The sequence below is a fragment of the Acidobacteriota bacterium genome, assembly GCA_009838525.1.
GTDB lineage: Bacteria > Acidobacteriota > Vicinamibacteria > Vicinamibacterales > UBA8438 > VXRJ01.
Genome location: VXRJ01000018.1, coordinates 810029 through 831715, shown reverse-complemented (window position 1 = coordinate 831715; position 21687 = coordinate 810029). Strand labels below are relative to the sequence as shown.

At 67.9% G+C, this 21687-nt stretch carries 19 protein-coding genes; 8 read left to right on the top strand and 11 right to left on the bottom strand.

From position 1 onward, the window contains the following. Positions 1-19: 19 nt before the first annotated feature. On the bottom strand, positions 20-889 hold the full coding sequence (locus F4Y45_09540) for a RibD family protein (GenBank protein ID MXY24751.1): 870 nt from the start codon (positions 887-889) through the stop codon (positions 20-22). Positions 890-924: 35 nt separating this feature from the next. Here F4Y45_09540 and F4Y45_09535 point away from each other — a divergent pair, with 35 nt between their 5' ends. After that, positions 925-2166, top strand: a complete 1242-nt coding sequence (locus F4Y45_09535) for a GTP cyclohydrolase II (protein MXY24750.1) — start codon at positions 925-927, stop codon at positions 2164-2166. Here F4Y45_09535 and F4Y45_09530 read toward each other — a convergent pair. The 3 genes from F4Y45_09530 to F4Y45_09520 are packed head-to-tail and all read right to left on the bottom strand — an operon-like array spanning position 2123 to position 4627. Continuing rightward, a complete protein-coding gene (locus tag F4Y45_09530; protein MXY24749.1) occupies positions 2123-2944 on the bottom strand; it encodes a creatininase family protein in 822 nt (273 codons plus the stop codon). The two genes, F4Y45_09535 and F4Y45_09530, sit on opposite strands and share 44 nt — an antisense overlap. Continuing rightward, positions 2937-3953, bottom strand: a complete 1017-nt coding sequence (locus F4Y45_09525; protein ID MXY24748.1) for a methyltransferase domain-containing protein — start codon at positions 3951-3953, stop codon at positions 2937-2939. The genes F4Y45_09530 and F4Y45_09525 overlap by 8 nt, the downstream gene beginning before the upstream one ends. Continuing rightward, a complete protein-coding gene (locus F4Y45_09520; GenBank protein ID MXY24747.1) occupies positions 3821-4627 on the bottom strand; it encodes an FkbM family methyltransferase in 807 nt (268 codons plus the stop codon). The genes F4Y45_09525 and F4Y45_09520 overlap by 133 nt, the downstream gene beginning before the upstream one ends. Between F4Y45_09520 and F4Y45_09515 the strand changes: the two genes are divergently transcribed. The 3 genes from F4Y45_09515 to F4Y45_09505 all read left to right on the top strand — a co-directional run bounded on the left by F4Y45_09515 (position 4628) and on the right by F4Y45_09505 (position 7528). Continuing rightward, positions 4628-6739 (top strand): sulfatase-like hydrolase/transferase, encoded by a 2112-nt coding sequence (locus F4Y45_09515; GenBank protein ID MXY24746.1) that lies wholly within the window; start codon positions 4628-4630, stop codon positions 6737-6739. Positions 6740-6826: 87 nt separating this feature from the next. Then, positions 6827-7096: an AbrB/MazE/SpoVT family DNA-binding domain-containing protein gene (locus F4Y45_09510; protein ID MXY24745.1), complete on the top strand. Its 270-nt coding sequence runs from the start codon at positions 6827-6829 to the stop codon at positions 7094-7096. Continuing rightward, positions 7097-7528 carry a type II toxin-antitoxin system VapC family toxin gene (locus F4Y45_09505; GenBank protein ID MXY24744.1) on the top strand — a complete coding sequence of 144 codons (432 nt, stop codon included), beginning with the start codon at positions 7097-7099 and terminating at the stop codon, positions 7526-7528. A 29-nt stretch (positions 7529-7557) separates the two neighbouring features. Here F4Y45_09505 and F4Y45_09500 read toward each other — a convergent pair whose 3' ends face one another. The 4 genes from F4Y45_09500 to F4Y45_09485 are packed head-to-tail and all read right to left on the bottom strand — an operon-like array spanning position 7558 to position 11704. Beyond that, positions 7558-8805, bottom strand: coding sequence for a class I SAM-dependent methyltransferase (locus tag F4Y45_09500; protein ID MXY24743.1), 1248 nt, complete (start codon positions 8803-8805; stop codon positions 7558-7560). Further along, a complete protein-coding gene (locus F4Y45_09495) occupies positions 8796-9542 on the bottom strand; it encodes a PIG-L family deacetylase (protein MXY24742.1) in 747 nt (248 codons plus the stop codon). Before F4Y45_09495 ends, F4Y45_09500 begins: the two co-directional genes overlap by 10 nt. Beyond that, entirely contained in the window at positions 9539-10597 is a 1059-nt protein-coding gene (locus F4Y45_09490; protein MXY24741.1) for a glycosyltransferase family 4 protein, read from the bottom strand. The genes F4Y45_09495 and F4Y45_09490 overlap by 4 nt, the downstream gene beginning before the upstream one ends. A gap of 15 nt (positions 10598-10612) precedes the next feature. Next, entirely contained in the window at positions 10613-11704 is a 1092-nt protein-coding gene (locus F4Y45_09485; protein ID MXY24740.1) for an asparaginase, read from the bottom strand. Between the two features lie 139 nt (positions 11705-11843). Here F4Y45_09485 and F4Y45_09480 point away from each other — a divergent pair, with 139 nt between their 5' ends. After that, on the top strand, positions 11844-13487 hold the full coding sequence (locus F4Y45_09480) for an amidohydrolase (GenBank protein MXY24739.1): 1644 nt from the start codon (positions 11844-11846) through the stop codon (positions 13485-13487). 20 nt (positions 13488-13507) lie between these two features. Here F4Y45_09480 and F4Y45_09475 read toward each other — a convergent pair whose 3' ends face one another. From F4Y45_09475 to F4Y45_09465, 3 genes are all read right to left on the bottom strand, one after another. Then, positions 13508-15100, bottom strand: a complete 1593-nt coding sequence (locus tag F4Y45_09475; protein MXY24738.1) for a D-aminoacylase — start codon at positions 15098-15100, stop codon at positions 13508-13510. A 76-nt stretch (positions 15101-15176) separates the two neighbouring features. Then, positions 15177-16304 carry a hypothetical protein gene (locus tag F4Y45_09470; GenBank protein ID MXY24737.1) on the bottom strand — a complete coding sequence of 376 codons (1128 nt, stop codon included), beginning with the start codon at positions 16302-16304 and terminating at the stop codon, positions 15177-15179. After that, entirely contained in the window at positions 16301-18193 is a 1893-nt protein-coding gene (locus tag F4Y45_09465; protein MXY24736.1) for an ABC transporter ATP-binding protein, read from the bottom strand. The genes F4Y45_09470 and F4Y45_09465 overlap by 4 nt, the downstream gene beginning before the upstream one ends. Between F4Y45_09465 and F4Y45_09460 the strand changes: the two genes are divergently transcribed. The 3 genes from F4Y45_09460 (at position 18145) to F4Y45_09450 (ending at position 21666) form a co-directional block, all read left to right on the top strand. Continuing rightward, positions 18145-19542, top strand: a complete 1398-nt coding sequence (locus tag F4Y45_09460) for a PQQ-like beta-propeller repeat protein (protein MXY24735.1) — start codon at positions 18145-18147, stop codon at positions 19540-19542. The two genes, F4Y45_09465 and F4Y45_09460, sit on opposite strands and share 49 nt — an antisense overlap. 73 nt (positions 19543-19615) lie before the next feature. After that, positions 19616-20614 (top strand): hypothetical protein, encoded by a 999-nt coding sequence (locus tag F4Y45_09455; GenBank protein MXY24734.1) that lies wholly within the window; start codon positions 19616-19618, stop codon positions 20612-20614. 5 nt (positions 20615-20619) lie between these two features. Continuing rightward, complete coding sequence (locus F4Y45_09450) at positions 20620-21666, top strand: SMP-30/gluconolactonase/LRE family protein (GenBank protein MXY24733.1); 1047 nt, start codon at positions 20620-20622, stop codon at positions 21664-21666. Positions 21667-21687: the final 21 nt, after the last annotated feature.

The window sequence follows — 21687 nt, the reverse complement described above, 5'->3', positions numbered from 1 at the left end:
GAGCGGTGAGCCGCGCCGGTCAGGGCGTGCCGCCGGAGCCCAGATCCAGATCGAACAGAACGTCGTTTCCGAGCCGGAAGGTACGGGATGGGGGCCGCAGAGCCTCATCCAGCGTCGCAATCGGCGCAAGGGTGAAGGCCGGACGTCCGGAGCCGATCAGCAGCGGGGCGACGGTGACATGGAGCCGGTCGACGATGCCGGCGTCCAGAAAACGGGACACGGTCAGTCCGCCTCCTTCGATCAACAGCCGCCGGAAGCCCCGTGCGCGAAGCGCCTGCGCTATTGCCCGGGGATCGATGCGGTTGTTGGCATCGGCGGGCAGGGTGATGGTCTCGACGCCGGGGAGGGCGCTCCCGGCGGCGCCGTCACGGCGGACGACCAGAGTGGGCGCGGCGCCGTCGGCCAAGAGATGACAGGCCGGATCGAGTCGCCCGTCCGGGTCGATGGCGACCCGCGCGGGATTGTCTCCATCCACTTCCCGGACCGTCAGGCGAGGGTTGTCGCTGGCGACCGTACCGGCGCCCACGACGACCGCGTCGACCAGCGACCGAAGCCGGTGGAGCCGTCGGATGTCCTCCGGCCCGGTGATGTAGTGAGAGTGCCCCGCTTCGGTGGCGATCCGACCGTCCAGACTTTGGCCGGCCTGGACCACGATCAGATCCGGCCGGAGTTGCAGCGGCAGGAACAGGTCCAGTATCAGCCGCGCTTCGTCGGTTGGCGGATGTGACGTTTTCCATCCGCCGCTGGGAAGGGTTTGCAGCCACACCGAGGGCGCCGAATCATGATAGATACGTCTAGCGGCGCCTGCGCCCGGGCCGGCGGTTCGAACAAGGCGCCAGGCCAGCGTGCGGTCGAGAGGCGGTGTAGGCTCTTGTGGGGTACGCACGATGGCTCCGACTGAGGGTACAGTAGCGAACGTTCGTCATGTACGAAGCTGAACGTGGTCTGTTCGACCTCCGGCAGGGACGTCCGATCTACGTCGGCCCGTCCAACGGTGTGGCCGCGCCGGAACCGGGCGCGCTGATCGCCGCCGTCGACGGTCTGGCGGGCTCGGCGCTGAAAGCGCTGCGGCGCCAGGGACCGGTTCGTCTCGCCGTCACCGGGGAGCGGGCGGCCTCGATGGGCCTGTCGACAGCCCCGCTGGACGGGGAGCGGCAGGTCAGGGCGACGGGGGCGGCGCCGATCAGTCTGGCCCTCAACGGCGAGAACGCGGATCAGATTGTCCACCTGGCGACTTCGCGAGGCGTGTTCGGTCAGGACGAATTCGACTGTCGTGCCGCATCGTCCATCGAGACGGGCGCCCTGCGCCTGGTGCGTGTCGGTCGCCTGCTGCCCGCCGTGGTGAGCGTGACGGCCGACCCCGGCACTTCGGAGCCGCTGCGGCAGGCGATTGATCGAGGCGTGGCCCTCTCCGTGACGACTGATCAGATCGACGTGCTCACGTCCGCCGGGAGCGTCCACGTGACGCGTGTCAGCGACGGACCGGTCCCCCTCGCGGAGGCGGAGGATGCCCGCTTCGTCATCTTCCGCGAGTCGCACGGCCTGCTCGACCATGTCGCGATTCTCTTCGGAGCACCTGAGTCGTGGCCCGATCCAACACCGGTGCGGATCCATTCCGCCTGCCTGACGGGCGATTTGTTCGGCAGTCTCAGGTGCGATTGCGGCGAGCAGCTGCGGGGAGCGCTCCGCTACTTTGCCCAGCAGGGCGGCGGCGTGCTTCTGTACATGTCGCAGGAGGGGCGCGGCATCGGCCTGGCGAACAAGCTGCGCGCGTATCGGCTACAGGAGGAAGGGCTCGATACGATCGACGCCGACGGCACGCTCGGCTTCGGCGCCGACGAGCGGCAGTACTCCGCGGCAATCGACATGCTTCGCGTGCTGGGTGTGAAACGGGTTCAACTGCTGACAAACAACCCCGGCAAGGTAACTGCGCTGGGCGAGGCGGGCATCGACGTGGCGGGCCGGATGCCGCTCTACGGCACGCTCAACCCTCACAACGAGCCCTACGTCAAGGCGAAGGTGGAACGGGCCGGCCACTGGCTGCACGACATGCTGGCGGGCGCCGACGCCGCCATTCCGCCGAAACGGTCAACACCGGCCCACAGGGCATCGGTGCCGCCGGTTACACCAGACGGTCGAGCGGAAACGCCCTGGCGTCGCGAATGACCGCGGCCAGCGTGCCCCCGTAGTACTCGACGAGCCGCCGCCCCAGCACGGGAGTGGCGAGCGTCGCGTCGCCGACGACGCCGTTCGGGTTCAGGTCCCAAGCCATCCACGCGAACGGCGCCGCCGCCTCGGGGCCGATCGTCGAACCCGCCTGCGCGAGTTCCTCACCGATAGACGCGAAGCGCCGAATCCACCGGGTCCGGACGCGGTCGGGGTGGAGATGCAGCATCATGGCGGTCTCGACGGCGCCTCCGTGCAGCCCGTGGCGCCACTCGGACTCCGGGAGATCGACGTCGTGCGGCCGGCCGAAACGGAACCAGCTCGCCGAGACCACCAGCATCCGCTGGCGGCGACGGAGGTCAAGCGCCGCGATTTCCATGGCGTGGCGGTTTCCGCCGTGGCTGTTGTGAAGAACGAGTCGCCGGACGCCGGCGCGGGCGAGCTTCCTTCCTTCCCGCAGGATCCGGGACTTCATGCCATCGGCGCCGATCGACACCGTCCCCTGACCGGAACTCCCTGCGTTCGGGTCGTCGAGATGCTCGTCGCTGGCGCCGATGTCGACCGGTTCGCAGACGGTGATCGGCAGGTCGGGCGGAATCCTGGCGAGGGCGCGTTCCAGGAGGCCGCGGTTGATGTCGTTGTCAGTCGTAAGCGGCAGGTGTGGACCATGCTGTTCCGTGGCGCCGAGCGGCAGGATGGCCACCGGATCGCGCCTGGCCAGGGCGCGCCGGTCACGTGGTGGCATCCGTGCCCACGATCTCGAGGGTGAATCAGTCATCGCGACGTCGGAAGTGGGCGAGATCGTAGGCGATCCAGCCGCGTTGCAGGCAACGGCCAAGCGCGGCGCCGCCGGTCAGGTGGCCGAGTGGGCCGTCGAGCGGCAGCCATCGGACCACGTTGGCCATGAAGGTGATACCCCGGTCGCGGGGGCGGCGCAGCTCCAGGTGCGGCGTGAGGTCGATTGTCGACTCGTGCGCGAAGCCGCCGCCGCCCGCCAGCTTCCGCAGTTCCTCACGGTCGATCAGCGTGTTGATCCGCCAACCGCGCTGGAAACGCTCGATCGCTCGCCTCGCGCCGGGAGCATGCCCGTCCGGCCGGAGCATGTCGTCGCAAATGATGACGCGCCCGCCGGGGCGGAGTCGCCGGGCGCACTGGATGAAGAAGAAGGCGGGATTCGTCCCGTGGACGAACGACTCGATGGCGTAGATGAGATCTACGCGCGGGTGTCGGTCCGGCGCCGGCACTGACAGGTCGAGTGAGAGATCACAGAAGTCACCCTCGATACACCGGACCCGATCCACGAGGCCCTGCCGTTCAACTCGCGCCTGGGCCTCCTGCGCCTGCACCGGACTGAGGGTCACGCCAAGTCCGCGGAGCGCCGGCAGGCGTTCCGCCAGCGAGCAGAGGGTTGCGCCGACGCCGCACCCGAGGTCGATCACGGTGACGCTGCCGTCAGGTGACGCCAATGCCGGCAACTGGTCGGCGATCCGGTCTTCGACGTACCGGAACGCCTGCTCGCGCGTCGCGACTCCCGGTCCCCAGACAGCGCGGTGGATGGCGCCGACGCTTCCCCCCTGGCCCCAGGAGAGAAAGCGGGCCGTGTGACGGTCGTAGTACCGGCGGACGGCGCCGGTGTCGAAGCGCGGGACGGGTGTCACCGATCTCCCAGGACGGCGTAGACGTCGCCCGAGCGGCGCTGGGCGTCGGCGCTCTCGAGCGCGTCCATCAGTTCCTTGCCGGTCAGCCAGTCGGCCGACGCCAGCTTGTACGACTCGCCGGACGACCAGTTGTAGCCATAGCGTCCGAGCGCTTCCAGGCGCTTGACGCAGAGCCGGACGTCGGCCAGCGCGGAGGGAAGAAACTCGAACGAGAGGCCGGGGACCGGCTGCGTGAGCCCCGCCAGGACTTCCGATTCCGATCCCTCCACGTCGATCTTCACGAAGGAGGGGAGGCCGAACCTCTGAATCAGGAGATCGAGTGTCGTCGCTTCTACCGTGGTGTGTCTGTTCCAGCGGATTCGCGCAAACAGCGGATCGGCTCCCCGAGTCTCCAGCCAGGCCGCCGACGTGGTCGTGAGGGTGGGATGACGTTCGCTGATCGCCAGCGACACCGGCCCCGAGGAGGCGCCGACCGCCATCTCGAGGACTGCGACATGGCCGATCGCGGGATGCGTGTGCACTCTTCGGCCGCGCTTGCGCCGATCCGAATCGTCGAAGCACGACCGGAGCAGCCGGGCGCAGTCGGGCTGCGGTTCGACGGCAACCACGCGGCACCCGAGGGCGCGCAGAGCACGGGTCCGATTGCCGACATGGGCGCCGAGGTCGAACGCCAGTTGGCCGGGTTTGACGAAACATCGGTAGAGCCGGCGCAACCGCCGCTGGCGTCCCGGAATTCCGTGGTAGACGACCAGCGAGCGTCCCATGCCCCACGTCCGGTGGAGGCGGCTGGCGAGAGAGGCCATATGTCGATTCTGGGCGAAAGTCCTGACGGTTACAATGGGCGTAGTGCCACAGGGACTCTACCGCCTTGGAGGCAGGCGCGAGAGCAGCCAGGCTGGCGCGTTCGGCTTGCGGACGCTGTCGTTGATCATCGGCCTTTTTCTGGTGCTGATGGGCAACGACAAGGTGCCGTGGTTGAGCGACACGGGCCCGCTGCTGCAGGAGCTGTCCTTCTGGCGGGAGCTCACGTCCGGCGCCAGTCTGTGGTACCTGGAGACCGTCGCCATTCCCGGCGCCCCCGTTTTTTCCCGCGTCGTGCCGATCGCCGAGATGCTGGCCGGTGCTGCCCTCATGGTCGGGTTCCGGGTTCGTCTGACCGCCTTGCTGGCCTTGGCCATGATCCTCAATTTTCATTTCGCGAGCGGTCTGATCTTCACCGCCGGCTATCTCACGAACGGCTACGGACCCCCGGTGATCGGCAGTCTGCTTGCCCTGGCCGTCGGTGGCCGGGGCCTGCCGTACAGCGTGACGCGGTAGAAGGGCGCCGGGTGGCCTGGATCGCGCTGGTCGTCTCGCTCGTCCTGCTCAATCTCTCCGTGACGTTCGAGCATGTCTGGCCGACGCTGTCGGTCCGTCCGGCCGCCACGCTGTCGGTCGAGCTGGCGATCGTCGCGCTTGGCCTGATCGGGTGGCAATGGCGGGGACGAACAGCATCCCGGCGCCTGCTGCGAACGCTGGCGGCCGTCTGGATGCTGCTCATCGCAGGCCGTTACGTCGGCGTCACGACCGAGGGGCTGTACGGGCGGGACGTCAACCTCTACTGGGACGTCCAACACATGCCGAGCGTCGGTGCGATGTTCACGCGAGTGGCGGAGTCGTGGGCGGTCGCGGCCGGAGTCGCGGTGGTGATCGGAGCGCCGCTGGTGCTGTACCTGGCGTCGCGCGTGTGCCTGGGACGTCTGGCGCGCGCCGCCGGCGATCCGTCGATGCGGCGCTGGCTCGGTGCCGCGGCTGGCTTGGCCCTGACGCTCTGGGGGGCGGAGCAGGCGATCGGCTGGCGCGTGGCGGACCGGCTCCACTTCGCCGATCCCGTGGCCCCGGCGTATGCCCGCGAGGCATACGAAGTGGCTTACGAAGCGAGTGGCGCGGGTCTCGAGGCGCTCGGTCCGCCGCCGTCAATCGAGTCCGACCTCACGCGGGTAGCCGGCGCGGACGTTTTCGTGATCTTCATGGAATCGTACGGTGCGGTCAGTTGGGAAGTCCCGACGCTGGTGGAGCCACTCGCCGCCGGCCGCAGCCAGTTGGCCGAGAACATCGAGGCGACCGGCCGCCGGGTCGTTTCGGCCTTGGTCGAGTCGCCGACGTTCGGCGGGGAGTCGTGGCTCGCGCACCTCAGCCTGCTCTCCGGCACCGAGGTGCGCGACAACCGGACGAACGCACGGCTGCTTGCCCAGGAGCGCGATACGCTCGTGACGCTCTTTCAGCGCGGCGGCTATCACGCGGTAGCGCTGGTCCCCGGGATGCTCGTCGCCTGGCCGGAGGGGGCGTTTTACGGTTACGACGACGTGTACGACTACGACCGTCTTGGCTACAAGGGGCCCCCGTTCGGGTGGTGGTCGGTCACGGACCAGTACGCGCTCGCCATGCTCGATCGCCACGAGATCGCGCCTGCCACGCGCACGCCACGTTTTGTTTTCTTTTCGACCATAAGCACCCACGCTCCGTTCACGCCGGCCCCGCCCTATCAGGCGGACTGGAAGCGTGTGTTGACACCGCGGCCGTACGACGCCGACGTGCTCGACCGCGCGTGGTCGGAGCAGCCCGACTGGATGAACCTGGGACCGAGCTACGTGCAGGCGCTCCGATACGCCTACGCCACGATCGGCGGTTACCTCAAGTTGCGCGCCGATCGCGACCTGGTCCTGATCCTGGTGGGGGACCACCAGCCTCCGTCGCTGGTGAGCGGGGCCGGCGCGTCGTGGAACGTCCCGGTCCACGTGATTGCCGGACGGAGCGCGCTGCTTCAGCGTCTTGAGAGCCGCCGCTTCCGTGCCGGCCTCGACCCGGGCGCGGCGACCGTCGCGACCATGCACGGCCTGCTGCCCATCCTGCTCGACGCCTTCGGCGAAGGATGACGGCGGCCCCCGTGGCTCCCGCCCCGCGTCAACGCGCGTCATTCCTACCACGTTGACGGTTTGGACCATCTGCAATACCATCATGCCATGGTAATTACCATTGACTCCGCCGGGCGCGTCGTCGTCCCAAAGCCATTCCGCGAGCAGTTGAACCTGTTGGCCGGCACCGCGCTGGAGATCGATCTGGACGGAGAATGCCTGCAGTTGCGCAAGGTCGACTCCGCGCCGGCGCTTGTGACCAAGAAAGGGGTTCTGGTCCATCATGGTGGGACGCGCGCGACTGTCGACGTCGCGGCATTCATTCGCGCGGAGAGAGACGCGCGGAGCCGGCGGACCATAAGGGAAGGCCGCCGGTAGGTGCGCGTGCTCTTCGACACGTCGGTGCTGGTGCCGGCGGTCGTCGACCAGCTCGCCAACCACGAAGCGGCGCTCGAGGCTCTGCTGCGCTACACGGCGCCGCCCCACAGGGGATTCTGCTCGACGCATGCGCTGGCCGAATGCTATGCGACACTGACTGCGCTACCGCTGGCCCGCCGCGTTCTGCCCAATGAGGCCCGCATGCTCATTGAGGAGACGATCTGCGTAAGAGTGACGGCGGTACCGCTCACCGCGGATGACTACAGCGCAGCTCTCCGCCGTGCAGCGGAGCCGGGCCTGGCGAGCGGCGCGGTCTACGACGCACTGCACGTCTGTTGCGCCGAGAGAACGTCAGCAGATCGCATCCTCACGTACAACCTGGGGGATTTCGAGCGGTGTCAGCCGCGCGGAATCGTCGTCACGGCGCCTTGATCCGGCGCGCCTTCGACGCCTGGGCGAGACTAGCAGTAGTTCTGGGGAACGTCGAGCAGCACGCGGCTTCGACGGAGACGGGCGTAGTCGTCGCCGAATGTCTTCGGGCCGATGCGTCCGCCGAGGTTGGCGTCCACGGTAGTCTCCAGCGGCAGGTAGCGCTTCAAGAGTCTGAACTCGTCCTCGTACTCGGGCGTCGGGAACCGGAGCGTCAAGCGCAGGCGGTTGTCACCGGCCGGTTCCGCCCGGTAGAGCGGGTTGATTCTCAATGTGCCGCATACGTCAAGCTGATCGGGCACGCTACGGCGGCGGAAAACGCCAGCGGTGCGGCTGGCGACCAGCGTGACCGACGGCGTCTCGGCCAGCTCGCCGGGCTCCACATCGGCGGTCAGATCGACAATTCGACGGTCGACGACGCTGTCCACCATCGGCCGGTCGTCGAACAATCGTGGTTTGAACGGCAGGAAGAGGTCGCGATACGCCGCGGGCGTCAGGCCGTCACCAGCAGTGTAGTTCTCGCCCAGCGCGTTGTGGAGGTGGGGCAGGACGATAACCCCGTCGGGCGACGCCACTCGCTGCATCTCGCGCGCCAGCATCCGTTTCTGCCAGATGTAGGGGAACGCGTCGCTCAGGAGGACGGTATCGAACTGTGCGTCGTCGAACGGCAGGGGGCTGTTTGCGTCGCAGCAGACAGCCACGCATCCGGGCGTCGTGATCCGGGAAGCGAGCCAGAGTTTCCAGAAGACGAGATCCGCTAGGACAACGCCTTCGTTGCCCGGCTGCCGCATCAGAACCCGTGTCAGATGACCGGATCCGCCGCAGATGTCGAGGGCCCGGCCGCGCGATGGGCGGTCGTGCGCGATGGCGTCCAGGAGGGCTTCGGCGGTCAGGAATGTCGGGTCGGAAAAACGATAAAGAAAACAGTCCGCTTCCGCATCGCGCGACAGGATCGGGAGCAGTTCGCGGTAGGTCGGCGCCCGTTCGGGGTCCGTCAGGCGGCGGAACGCTTCCGTCCGCGCCGCGTCGTCCGAAAGGCCGAGCAGCATCCATAGCGCCCGGGTGCGGTGCCCTGCCTCCAGCGCGTGCATGGCGTCTCGGGTCGCATCGTCCGCGATCACCACGGGTATGCCGGCAACCACCGGAAATGCGCTGCATTCGCACCAGATGACGCCCTCCACGATGCTCTCCGCCTCCACCAGGAGGGCGCGGTTCGAGACGACCGTGAACCGCGTCCCGCAGAACGGACAGCGAAGTTGCCGAAGCGCCTTCAGGTGCATGCCTGGGATCGTACGGCGTGGGCACACCGGTACTGTTCACGGCCGAGCAGGGACACCGCCTCGGCCGGTGCGATCGCGGCAAGCGCGGAGCCGTGGAACTGCGTGGCGTGGCAGGCAAGCGCGGCGAGCTTCCGTGCCGCATGCCGCCTGACGTCGAGCGTGATGGTTGCCGCCGGCGCCTCCGCGCCGAACGCGTCCGGATCGTCGACGCCGAGAATCGGTGCGCGGGACCTTCCCCTTGCCGCCGCATGATCGGCCACGGCTCGCATCGCTCCGTGCGGCATGGTCACGTACCAAAGGCCCGGCGCATCGTCGCCCAGCTCCTCGATTGCCGCGGTGACCCGCTCGTGGAGGGCCACATGATCCGGATGCCAGTAGAGCCCGTCGCGATCGAAAGTCACCAATTGCTCCGGCCGGCGCGCCGCCACCGTCCGAGCGATGTCGCCTTCCAGCTGTCCCGCGTCCGCGGACGGTAGCAGGCCATCCGGGTAGTCGAGCCAGACCAGCTCGGATGCGCCGAGAACGCGCGCCGCCGCTTCCATCTCGCGGGTTCGCACCGCGGCGAGCTTCGCGCCCTCCCGGCCCGGTCCCGCCTCACCCCGGGTTGCCACGACCAGAGTCACCGTCGAACCCGCCGCGGCGCACGACGCGATCAGTCCGCCTGCCGCGAGAGATTCGTCGTCCGGGTGCGCAAAGAACGTCATCAGTGATCGGCCACTGAGTTCATGCGCCGTCATTGCCGCACCCCGTCGAACGCGAGCCTGGTGTAGTGCCCGAGGTAGCGGTCCACCATCCTGTCGGGATGAAACCGCTCGATGGCACGCTCGCGCACGCGCCCGCGATCGAACACCAGGATGGCAGGGAGCGCGTCGGCAAGCTGCGCTGGCGTCCGCGCGATGATGCCGGTCACGCCGCTGTCTATCAGTTCCGGTACGGCGCCACGGTGGAGAGCGGCGACCGGCGTGCCGCAGGCCATCGCCTCGGCGACGACGAGGCCGAAGGGCTCGTCCGAGGTGACGGGGTAGAGCAGGGCGCGCGCGCCACCGAGCAGGGCCGCGGCGCCGGCGCGATCGACTTCGCCCCGATAGAGGACATGCTCGCCGTCGACGTGAGGCGCAACCTGATCGCGGTAGTAGTCGTTCTCCGCGGCGGCCAGGATCAGCCGCTGGCCGGCCTGCCGGGCGATCGCGATCGCGTCGAGCACGCCCTTGCCTTCCGTGAACCGTCCGAGGAACAGCACGTAGTCGTCGGGGGTTGCGCGGAACGGCAGCGCGTCGACGTCGACCGCATGGTGGATGACTCCGGCGACATTCAGGCCCCGCAGCCGCCGCGCCTGTGCCTGCGAGACGGCGATGAACGGCGCCTCGGGGTACCGGGACCAGAGAGCCACCTCGGGGTCGGTCGGCCAGTGGTGGACGGTCTGGATGATCGGGACGGGCGCGAGGCGGGTGAACGCGAGGGCGATCGGCGCGTACTCCGCCTGGGCGTGAATAAGATCGAAGCGGTCCCCGGATTTCGCCGGTTCGACCGCCGCGGCTATGTTGAACAGCTCGCACAGCTCCCATGGCCAGAGCGCGTCGTCCTCGTGGTAGCCACGGAGAAAGGTGGCGTGCAGCGCAGCCGGGGTATTGGACGAGCCGGCGGCGTAGAGCGTCACGTCGTGGCCGCGCGCCACCAGCCCCGCCGCCAGCAGGGCAGTGACCGATTCGATGGAGCCGGAACGTTCCGGCGGAATCCGCTGGGCCACTGGCGCGACCAGCGCGATGCGCAGGGGGCGCTCCGTACCGCTCATGTTGCACGCGACCCGTCAGTACTCGCGGAAGATCCGGCGGATTTCTTCCTGGTCGCGGGTCTTCGCGAGGGCCAGCATCAGCAGGATGCGCGCTTTCTGCGGACTGAGGGTGTCTCCTGCGACCATTCCTGCCTCGTCGTAGGAAGGTAACGGGACCACGCGGCCGCTGCCGGTCCGGCTGGACCGTACGATGACCGGTCTCGATTCCGGAGGTAGGTCGACGACGCGTGCCAGCGCTTCCCGCTCGCGGCCGGAAACGAGCCCGGCGCCGGTCCCGGCGAGAACGATCCCGTCGACCCCGTCGTCGATCAGCGCGTTGATCAGCAGCGGATTCGGCTCCACGTAGGAATAGACGATGTCGACTCGCGGGAAGCGGGTAACGCGGCTGACGTCGAACTCGGACTCGAACGTATGACGCCGGGTCGGCTGACGGTAGAAGGTTACCTGGTCGCCGTCGACGTAGCCGAGAAAACCGAGTTCGCGGGACCGGAAGGTCTCGACACGGTACGTGCTGGTCTTCGTCACGTCGCGCGCGGCGTTGATCTCGTCGTTCAGAACGACCAGCACGCCCTTGCCACGGGCCTCCGGGGCGGCTGCCGTACGGACGGCGTTCAGCAGATTGAGCGGGCCGTCGGAGCTGATGGCCGTCGCCGGCCGCTGCGACCCGACCAGCACCACCGGCCGGCCGTGGCGGACCGTCAGGTTCAGAAAGTAGGCCGTCTCCTCGAGCGTGTTGGTGCCGTGAGTAATCACCACTCCCGCCACGTCCGGGTCGTCGCGGAAGATCGTGTTGATGCGGTTGGCGAGGGTCAGCCAATCGTTGAAGGTGATGTTCGGACTGCCGACGTTTGCGATCTGCTCCACCCGGATGGTGGCGTGGTCGGCGAGGGCCGGCACCGCCGCGACCAGCTCTTCGCCGGAGAACGCTCCCGCCTGGTATTCCGTCAGACTGGTGGAGGATGTCCCGCCGCCGGAGATCGTCCCGCCGGTCGCGAGGATCCAGACGACTGGCGGTTCGGCCGGCCCATCCTGCGCGAACGCCGTCCCGGCAAGGGCCACGCCGGCGGCAAGCAGAAACGGCAGCCCCGCGGAAACGGGTCGGCTCATGGCCCGATTCTACCCGCGTGGCGGTTCCGGACTCCGATTGTCTATGATTGGCTATCGGACCCTTCGTGCGCATGGGCAGGTGCCGCTGCAACAGGACGCCATCGCGGGCAGGGCGTCGGGGAGGACTATCGTGCGCTCCATGTTCCTGAAGTCGACCGCCGCCGTCGTTGTCGCCGCCGTTGTCATTCCCGTTACAGGAAGTGCAGATCTTGCGGCGGCCGAACCACCTCCCGCCGCCGCGTCGCAGTCGGGGACGGACGACCGCCTGGAGCGGCTCAAGTCGGAGGTGCTGGAGGGCGTCGACAGCCGCCGCGCCTTCGTCCAACGCATGGTCGATAGCTTATTCAGCTTCGCCGAGCTCGGATTTCAGGAGTTCGAGACCCAGCGCTACATCACGGAGCTCCTCGAGGCGGAGGGATTCGAGATCGAGCTGGGCACGGCGGGCATGCCGAGCGGCTGGCTGGCCCGATGGGGTTCCGGACGCCCGGTGATTGCGCTCGGCAGTGATGTCGACGGCATCCCGAGGTCGTCGCAGGTGCCCGGGGTGGCGTACCGCGAGCCGATGATCGAGGGGGCGCCGGGGCATGGCGAAGGGCACAACTCCGGCCAGGCCGTGAACATCGCCGCCGCGCTGGCGGTAAAGGAGATCATGGAACGGGAGGAGATTCCCGGCACCCTGCTGATCTGGCCCGGTATCGCCGAGGAGCAGCTTGGCGGCAAGGCCTTCTTCGTCCGGGCCGGCGTCTTCGACGACGTCGACCTGGTTCTCTACAGCCATGTGAGCAGCGCCATGACCACCGCCTGGGGCGACAGCCGCGGCAACGGGATGGTCTCGGTGGAGTACACGTTCGAGGGCGAATCGGCGCACGGCGCGGGCGATCCGTGGAACGGCCGGAGCGCGCTCGATGCGGTCGAGCTGATGAACATCGGCTGGAACTTCCGGCGCGAGCACCTGCGCATCCAGCAGCGTTCGCACTACGTCATCTCCGATGGAGGCGACCAGCCCAACGTGGTGCCGCCGACCGCCAGCGTCTGGTACTTCTTCCGCGAGACCGACTACGACAACATCATGCGGATGTGGCGAATTGGGGACGCCATGGCGGAGGGTGCGGCGAAGATGACCGACACCACCGTCACTTCGCGGGTTCTCGGCGCGGCCTGGCCGCAGCACCATAACCGGGTGATTGCCGAGACGATGTTCACCAACATCCAACGGGTCGGGATGCCTGACTGGTCGGAGGACGATCAGCGCTTCGCCCGCGCCGTGCAGAAGATGCTCGATGTGGAGGAGCAGGGCCTGCTGACGGAAGTGCAGGAAGAGCTGGACGGCGCCGAGCGCATTCCCGACAACCAGCGGCGTGGCGGTGGCTCCGACGACATCGGTGATGTTTCCTGGGTGGTGCCGACCGCCACGCTGCGGTTTCCCTCGAACATTCCCGGCGGAGCGGGTCACAACTGGAACAAGACCATTGCCATGGCCACGCCGATCGCCCACCAGGGTGCGACGGCCGCGGCGAAGGTGCAGGCGCTGACCCTGCTCGACTTCCTGCTTCAGCCGGAGCTCGTGCAGTCGGCGCGGGACTATTTCGAGGAAATCCAGACCAAGGACCGGCAGTACACGACGTTCCTGCGCCCGGAGGACGAACCGGCGATCTGGCTGAACCGGGACATCATGGAGCGCTTCAAGCCGCAGCTCGAGGAGTTCTACTACGACGAGGAGCGCTACGACACTTACCTGGAGCAGGTCGGCGTCGACTACCCGCAGTTCGAGCCCCGGCAGTAGCCGCGACCTGAGTCTGCGCGCTAGCGCCGCCCTGGGCCGTAGAGCACGCGTCCCGGGCGCGCGCCCGTATGCTTGCCGCCCTCGACGACGAGCACGCCGTTGACCAGGACGTACACGAAGCCTTCGCTGTACTGGTGCGGTTCGGGAAATGTCGCCCGGTCGATGACGCGGTCGGGGTCGAAGACCGCGATGTCGGCAAAGAAGCCCTCCCGCAGGAGTCCCCGGTCCTGCAGGCCCAGGCGATGGGCGGTGGCGCCGCTCATCTTGCGGATCGCCTCCTCGATCGTCAGGACGCCCCGTTCCCGCACGTAGCGGCCGAGAACCCGGGCGAACGTGCCGTACTCACGCGGGTGGGGCACGCTGGCCCCGAAAACCGAGATGCCGCCGTCGGAGCCGATGGCGGTGGCCGGATGTTGCATGATCCGCTCGACATCCCGTTCGTCCATCGCGTGGTAGATGGCCCGGGCGCCGCCGCTCTCGATGATCTCCATGGCCAGGTCGGCGGCGTTCGCGGTCGTGACCTCGATGCCGCGCTCGTCCAGGATGTCCGCGAGACTCTTGCCTTCGAGTGATCGGTCCCACTCGCACAGGCCGATGACGATGTTCGCGGGATCGCCGCCGCCCCGATCGTGCTCGATGCGATAGACGATCTCCTCGCGTATGCGACGCCGCGTTTCCGGATCCCGCAACCGTTCGATCAGCTCTTCGGTTCCGCCCGCCTGGGCCCACTGCGGCACGATGGCGGTGATTCCGGTCTGGGAGGCGGTGTAGGGGTACTGATCGATGGTGATGTCGACCCCCCGTGCCCGCGCCGCGTCCACCAGCGCGAGACTGTCCGCGCTCCGGCCCCACATGTCGCGGCTGATCGCCTTGTGATGGGTCATCTGCACCGGGATGCCCGCTTCCTCGCCGATACGGATCGTCTCCCGCACCGAGTCGAGCAACCGCAGTGCTTCGTCGCGCATGTGCGAGATGTAGATTCCGCCGTGGGAAGCCGCGATCTTCGATAGTTCGATGACCTCTTCGGTCGATGTGAAGCTGCCGGGGACGTAGAACAATCCGGTGGACAGGCCGAAGGCTCCCTGCCGCATCGCCTGGGCGACGAGCGCCCGCATCCGATCCAGCTCGTCTCGCGTCGGGTCGCGGTCCTCGGCGCCGATGACCTCGCGCCGGATCGTTCCCTGGCCGGCGAAGATTCCCCAGTTCGGACTGATGCCGAGCTCGGCGATTCGCTCCAGGTGGTCGCCGATCGGCCACGGCGAGCTACCGTCGTTGCCTTCGGTCAGGGTCGTGACGCCCTGGAGCAGGTAGTTGTCGGCCGTCGGCACGTCGAAGATGCCGCGCACCGCATGGGTGTGCGGATCGATGAAACCGGGCGCCACCACCAGCCCCTCGGCGTCGACGATGCGATCCGCGGTGGCTTCCGGCAGGTGACCGATGCGCGCGATCTGGTCGCCGCGGATCGCCACGTCGGCGCGCACCCAGGGATTGCCGGAACCGTCGACGACCCGGCCGCCGCGGATGAGTAGATCGAAGCGTTCCTGCCCCTGGCCCGCAAGCGGCGCGGCCAGCAGGACCAAGCCGAGGAGAATCAGGAACCGTCGCGCTTGCATGGTCGTCCCTCGGATCTTGCGCCGTATTCCAACGCGCCGAGCACGGCGCGCTCGCTCGGCGCATCGTACTCCAGGTTCATGCGCATGCCCGGTCGATCAACGGCGGCAGAATTCGGTCCGCGTCGAAGCATTCGACTGCGATTTCACGGGCTCTGGCCGAGTGCGCCGCGTAGTCGCGCTCGACGCGCTCGACGCTGTCGACGGCCTCCTCCAGCGTGGAAAAGGGAAGAAGCCCCTTGCCGGCCGGCAGATGATCTGACCAGCCCGTATCTTGCGCCACGGCGGGGCGTCCCGCAGCCAGATAGCAGGCGGTCCGGTCGCTGAACCAGCCGGATCGATGAGCAACATAGGCGTGCTTCGCAACGCCGAACTCCGCCTTCGATCCCTGGATGAACGACTGGTAGGCGGGCGCCGTCCGCGATACCTGCATCGCGTCGAGGGGGGACCAGCCATGCCGGCGAAGGAGGTCGCGCGGGCCGTTCACGGCGATCTCGAACCGCGCCGCGGTTCGCGCCGGGAGATCGATGAAGCGAACGAACTCGCGGTCCTTGTTGCCGTCGACGTCGGCGAAACTCTCGGTCTTCCAGGTCATCACCGTCGTGAAGCGGTCACGTGAGGGCGGCTCATCGGTCTGCCAGAGTCCGGTTGTGACCGGCTGCCAGGTGTGCTCCCACTTGAACGGGCCGGACGGGACATCGACCGCCGCGCCCGGCTTCGCGATGTTTGCGCCGAAGGTGAAGAGGTGATCGAATTCGCGGAAGAAATCGACATACCACGGCACGCCCTTGGTAATCGCGAGCTGCGTGAAGACGGGGTCCGAATCGATGAAGGCGCGATGCGGAATCGCGCGGTATTCGTCGCGCCAGAACCAGGATCCGCCCGAGAGATTGAGGAAGAGATCCGCGTCTCGGCAGAAGGCGCGGAGCTGCGGGCGTGTCCAGCCGTGGTACGTCTCGTCGTAGTTGACGAAGCACCAGCGGTCGTCGAGGCCGAATGGCGCGAGCGCGTCCTGGATGTAACGGGTGCCGTAACCCGGATCCAGGGCGATGGCGTCGGCGTCGGCGTCGTAGACGCACTCGCCGGTGTCTTCCAGGTAGCAGACTTCGTGACCCAGCGCGCGAAGGCCGAGCAGGTACATGAGGGAACACCAGGTGACGCCCCCGAATGGATACCTGCCAATGATGCCGGCAAGGACGATCTTCATCGTGCAGGTGCGCCCGTCGCGAGACCGCTGCGCAGGCCCCCGGGTGACGAGAATCGCTCCCACATCCGCCGGTAGAGCGGGCTGGTTGCGACTAGGTGGTCGTGGGTTCCGGCCGCCGCGACCCGGCCGCCGTCGAGAACCAGGATGCGTGTCGCGTCGCGCACGGTGGCGAGCCGGTGGGCGATCACCAGCGTCGTGCGGCCCTTCCGGCCCTTACGGATTGCGTTGAAGAGGGCTGCTTCCGCGATGGCGTCGAGTGAGGAGGCTGGCTCGTCCAGGATCAGGATCGGGGCCTGCTTTACCAGCGCGCGTGCGATCCCGAGGCGTTGCCGCTCGCCGCCGGAGAGCGTGGCTCCGGCCTCGTCGACCGGTGTCCGATAACCCGACGGGAGGCTGGAGATGAAGTCGTGGATCTGGGCGGCGTGCGCTGCCGCCTCCACGTCGGCATCGGAAGCGCCCAGGCGGCCGTACCGGATGTTGTCGCCGATGGTGCCGGCGAACAGCACCGGATCCTGCGGCGCGAGCGCGATCCGTTCGCGCAGCGACCGCAGCCGGTAGTCCGCCACGTTCCGTTCGTCGATGAGAACGCGGCCCGCCGTCGGGTCGAACAGCCGGGGAATCAGATGCACGAGCGTCGTCTTGCCGGCGCCGGTCGGCCCGACTATCGCGACGAGATCGCCGGGGTGGGCCGCGAAGGTCACGTCGTCGAGGACCTGCCGGTCGCCGTCGTACGAGAAACCGACGCCCTCGAAGCGGATGGCCCCGGAAACCGCCGACGCGTCGACGGCGCCGGGTGCCTCCGGCACTTCCGGGCGCAGGGCGAACAGGTCGCGCACGCGCCGTGCGCTCACGACTGCCTCCTGCAGCGTGCCGACGGTGTGGGCTATGGCGCTGACCGGGTCGTACACCGCGGCCAGGTAGGCGATGACCACCAGCAGCGTCCCGACCGTCAGGGTGCCGTCGAGCACGTGCAGTCCACCCACCACCAGAATGACCGCCGTTCCCGCCAGCGTGATCGCGGTCACCGCCAGCGAGAAGAGCGATTCCTGCCAGGTGAGGCGCACGCGGGCCCGCATGGTCTCCCGGCCGGCGTCGGCGTAGCGGCGCAGCTCGTGCCGCTCGCGGGCGAAGGCCTTAACGGCGGCGATGGAGCGGAGCGTCTCGTAGGCCCGTTCCACGAGGCCGGATTCCTGCGTCTTGACCTGCTCGGCCCGTTCGACGAGTGTCGTCGCGTGGTAACGGAGCGACAGGTAGAGGAACGGCGCGACGCCGAGCGACAGCAGCGCAAGGGTCGGGTCGATCGCGATCAGGATGCCGAACATGACCGCCAGATGCAGCCCGGCCAGCGCAATCGGAAAGAGGCCGCCCGTCGCCAGGTCGTTGATGCAGTACGTATCGGCGTCGAGCCGGTAGACGGCGTCCGCCGTCCGGTGCTTCAGATGATGGCCGAGCGGCAGCGCCTGAAGGTGGTCGAGGAGCCGCGTTCTCAGGTCGTGCACGACGCGCTGGCCCATCTCCACTTCCAGTTGCGTATGGGTCAGGCGGACCACCTCGGCCGCCACCTGCAGCAGCAGGCCGGATGCGGCGAAGACTACGAGCAGGGTAACGGTCCCGGTAGCCGCCAGGCCCGGCAGGAGGGCGGCGAGTTGCTGCGGCAGCGGCTCCCCGCCGAGCACCGAGTCGACAATCAACTTGAGGGCCCACGGCGCCAGCGCCGTCAGACCGATCTCCCCGGCCGACAGGATCAGGATCAGCCCGACCCGTCCACGGTACGGCCGCAACCAGGACGCGGTCCATCGAGCCAGCGTCACGAGGCACAGTCTACGCGCCCCGTCATAGAATGGTGCGCAAACCGCGAGGGGAGACCGCAACGATGGAACGACGCACAATCTGGATGGCTTGCCTGCTGCTGGCGTTCAGCGCAACCGCGGCAATGGCCCAGGAACACTGGCCGCAGTTTCGCGGCGGGGTGGCGGGTGTCGTGCCCGACGACCCGGCGCTGCCGGAGCGGTGGGGAGTTGACGAGAACGTCGCGTGGCGGATTGACATCCCCGGACGCGCCTGGAGCTCTCCGATTGTCTGGGGCGAGCACGTCTTCGTTCTGACGGCATCCCGCGCGGGCGGCAACGACGAAGCGCCGATGCCGACCGAGCACTACCGGGCGCGGTCCCTGGGCGGGACGATGACCGGTGGCTTCCTGAACCAGGAGACGGAGTCGCTTCGGTGGGTCCTCTACGACATCGACTTCGAGACGGGCGAGATCCGCTGGGAGCGCGCGCTGCACGAGGCGGTACCGTCGCTTCCGACGCATCAGAAGAGTACGTTCGCTTCCGAGACACCGGTCACCGACGGCGAGCGGGTGTACGTCTACCTCGGCGACATCGGACTGTTCGCGCTCGACTTCGACGGGAACGAGGCGTGGACGGTTCCGTTCGAATGGGTGCCGCGCCGCTCCTGGGGTGCGGCCGGCTCGCCCGTGCTGCATGCCGGGCGCCTCTACATGGTGAACGACAGCGAGGCGCAGTCCTGGGTCGCGGCGTACGACGCGCGAACGGGGGACCTGATCTGGCGGACCGATCGCGAGGAGGCGACCAATTGGTCGACGCCGTTCGTCTGGGAGAACGACGTCCGAACGGAGCTCGTCACGACCGGCACGGGCGGGGTCCGTTCCTACGCCGTCGAGGACGGCGAGTTGCTCTGGGAACTGCACGGTATGTCCTCGCTCGTCATCCCGACCCCGTTCGAGAGTCACGATCTCCTGTTCATAAACTCCGGCTACATCGCCGATCAGACCCGGCCGGTATACGCCATCCGGGCCGGCGCGAGCGGTGACATCACCCTCGGTGAAGGGAGCGCGAGCAACGACTACGTCGTCTGGTCGAACCAGCAGCTCGGCTCCTACAACCCCTCGTCGCTGGTCTATGGCGACACCCACTACACGCTGCTCGACCGCGGGGTCATGATGGCCTACGACGCGCGCAACGGACAGCCGGTCTACCCGCGGCGCCGAGTCACCGCCGGCACGCTCTTCACGGCGTCTCCCTGGGCCTACAACGGCAAGATCTTCGCCCTGAGCGAGGATGGCGACACGTTCGTCATTCAGGCGGGTCCCGAATTCGAGATTCTGGGCAAGAACTCGCTCGAGGAGTGGACAATGGCGACGCCCGCCATCGCCCGCGGGAGTCTCATTATCCGCACCGCCTCGAAGCTCTACCGCATCGCTTCGCAGGCGAACTGACGGCCGGGGATCGGACGTCGCGGGGCGTGGTAGCATGGTCCGTTCCGGGTTCATCCCGGGGGAGGCAGATCCGATGACAAAGCGATTCGCTGTGCTTTTCGTGGCCTTGGCGCTGTTTGCGCTGGCGCCCGCGCCCGGGCTGGCCCAGACGAACGGGAATGGCGACGGCGCCGCAATGCGGACGCCTGACGGGCAGCCGCATATCTCCGGCGTGTTCACCTTCCGGACCCTGACGCCGCTTGAGCGGCCGGCGGCGCTGGAGGGGCAGGAGACCCTCGATCCCGAGGCGGCGGCGCAGTTCGAGGCGTCCGAGCGCATCCGGCTGAACCGTGACCTGTTCGATCCGGAGACCGGAGCACCGAGCGCCGGCTACCAGTCGCGCGCCGAGGGCGGCGTCCTCTCCTACAACGAGTTCTGGTACGAGCGCGGCGTGGAGCTGACGGCCGACAAGCGCACCGCGCTCATCGTCGATCCGCCGAGCGGCCGGATTCCGTACACCGACGAGCACCGCGAGGCGCGGCGCGTCCGCCGGCTCAACCTCCGGAACGGTTTCGCCGACCACTACACGGACCGGAGCCTGTCGGATCGGTGCATCCTGGGGTTCAATGCGGGTCCGCCGATGACGGCCGCCTCGTACAACAACAACGTCCACATCATGCAGATCCCAGGCTACGTCATCATTGTCAACGAGATGGTCCACAACGCGCGGATCATCCCGATCGACGATACGCCGCGCCACGGCCTGCGGCAGTGGTCGGGCGAGTCGCGCGGGCACTGGGACGGCGAGACGCTGGTGGTCGAGACGTACAACTTCATTACCGAAACCAGCCTGCGCGGTTCGTCGAAGGACACGCACGTCATCGAGCGGTTCCGCCGCCTGGATCCCGACACGGTCGTATACGAGTTCACCGTCGAGGATCCGAACAACCTCACCGGCCCGTGGACGGCGATGATGCCGCTCCGCAGGACGGACGGCCCGCTCTTCGAGTACGCCTGCCATGAAGGCAACATCGGCATGCACGGCATCATGGCAGGCGCCCGGCTGAAGAACACGCAGCGCGTCGAGCGCTGACGCCGATGGGGAGCGTCACCCGGCGGGCATTTCTTGGCGCGGCGGCCGGATCCGCGGCATGGGCGCCGGCCCTGATGGCGTGGCAGCAGGACATTCCGCCCTACGAGCCGCGGGATTGGTCGGGGAACACGCCACTGGCGTATCCCGACCCGGACATCATCGCCCTGGATGACCGGTTCCGGCGTTACATCCTGTTCAACACGCCGATCCGGCGGCATTACGTCGGGACCCTCTGGGCGGAAGGTCCGGCCTGGAACGGCAGCGGCCGCTACCTCGTCTGGAGCGACATCCCCAATAACCGGCAGATGCGCTGGCTGGAGGAGGACAGCCACGTCAGCGTCTTCCGGAGCCCTTCGAATCACAGCAACGGCAACACGTTCGACCACGAGGGCCGTCAGCTTTCGTGCGAGCACAGCGGGCGGCGCGTGGCGCGGTACGAACATTCCGGCGAGGTTACGGTGATTGCCGACACGTTCGAGGGGACCCGCCTGAACTCGCCGAACGACGTGGTGGTCCATCCGGATCGGAGCATCTGGTTCACGGATCCACCGTACGGGATCCGGGGGAACTATGAGGGACTGCCGGCCGAGACGGAACTGCCCTTGTCCGTCTACCGCGTGGATGGTGCAACCGGTGCGATCGCGAGAGTGACCGACGAGATCGGTGCGCCGAACGGCCTCTGTTTCTCACCGAACTACGACCGGTTGTACGTCGCCGACACCGGCTCGGGACGCGAGATGAAGGTTTGGGACGTCGACGGCGAGCGGCTCGTCAACGGCCGCAGCCTCGTGCAGCTCTCGGCTCCCGGCCGCCCCGAGGCCCGCGTGGTCGCGGACGGCATGCGGTGCGACGTGGACGGCAACGTCTGGGCGGGAGCTGGTGACGGCGTTCAGGTAATAGCGCCCGACGGGGACGTGATCGGCGTGATTCGTTTGCCCGAGCGGTGCGCGAACGTTTGCTTCGGGGGGACGCGCCGGAATCGCTTGTTCATGACGGCGAGCCAGTCCCTGTACTCCGTCTACGTCGGAACCCAGGGAGCCGGAATCGCCTAACGGTTACGGCTTGGCGGCCCA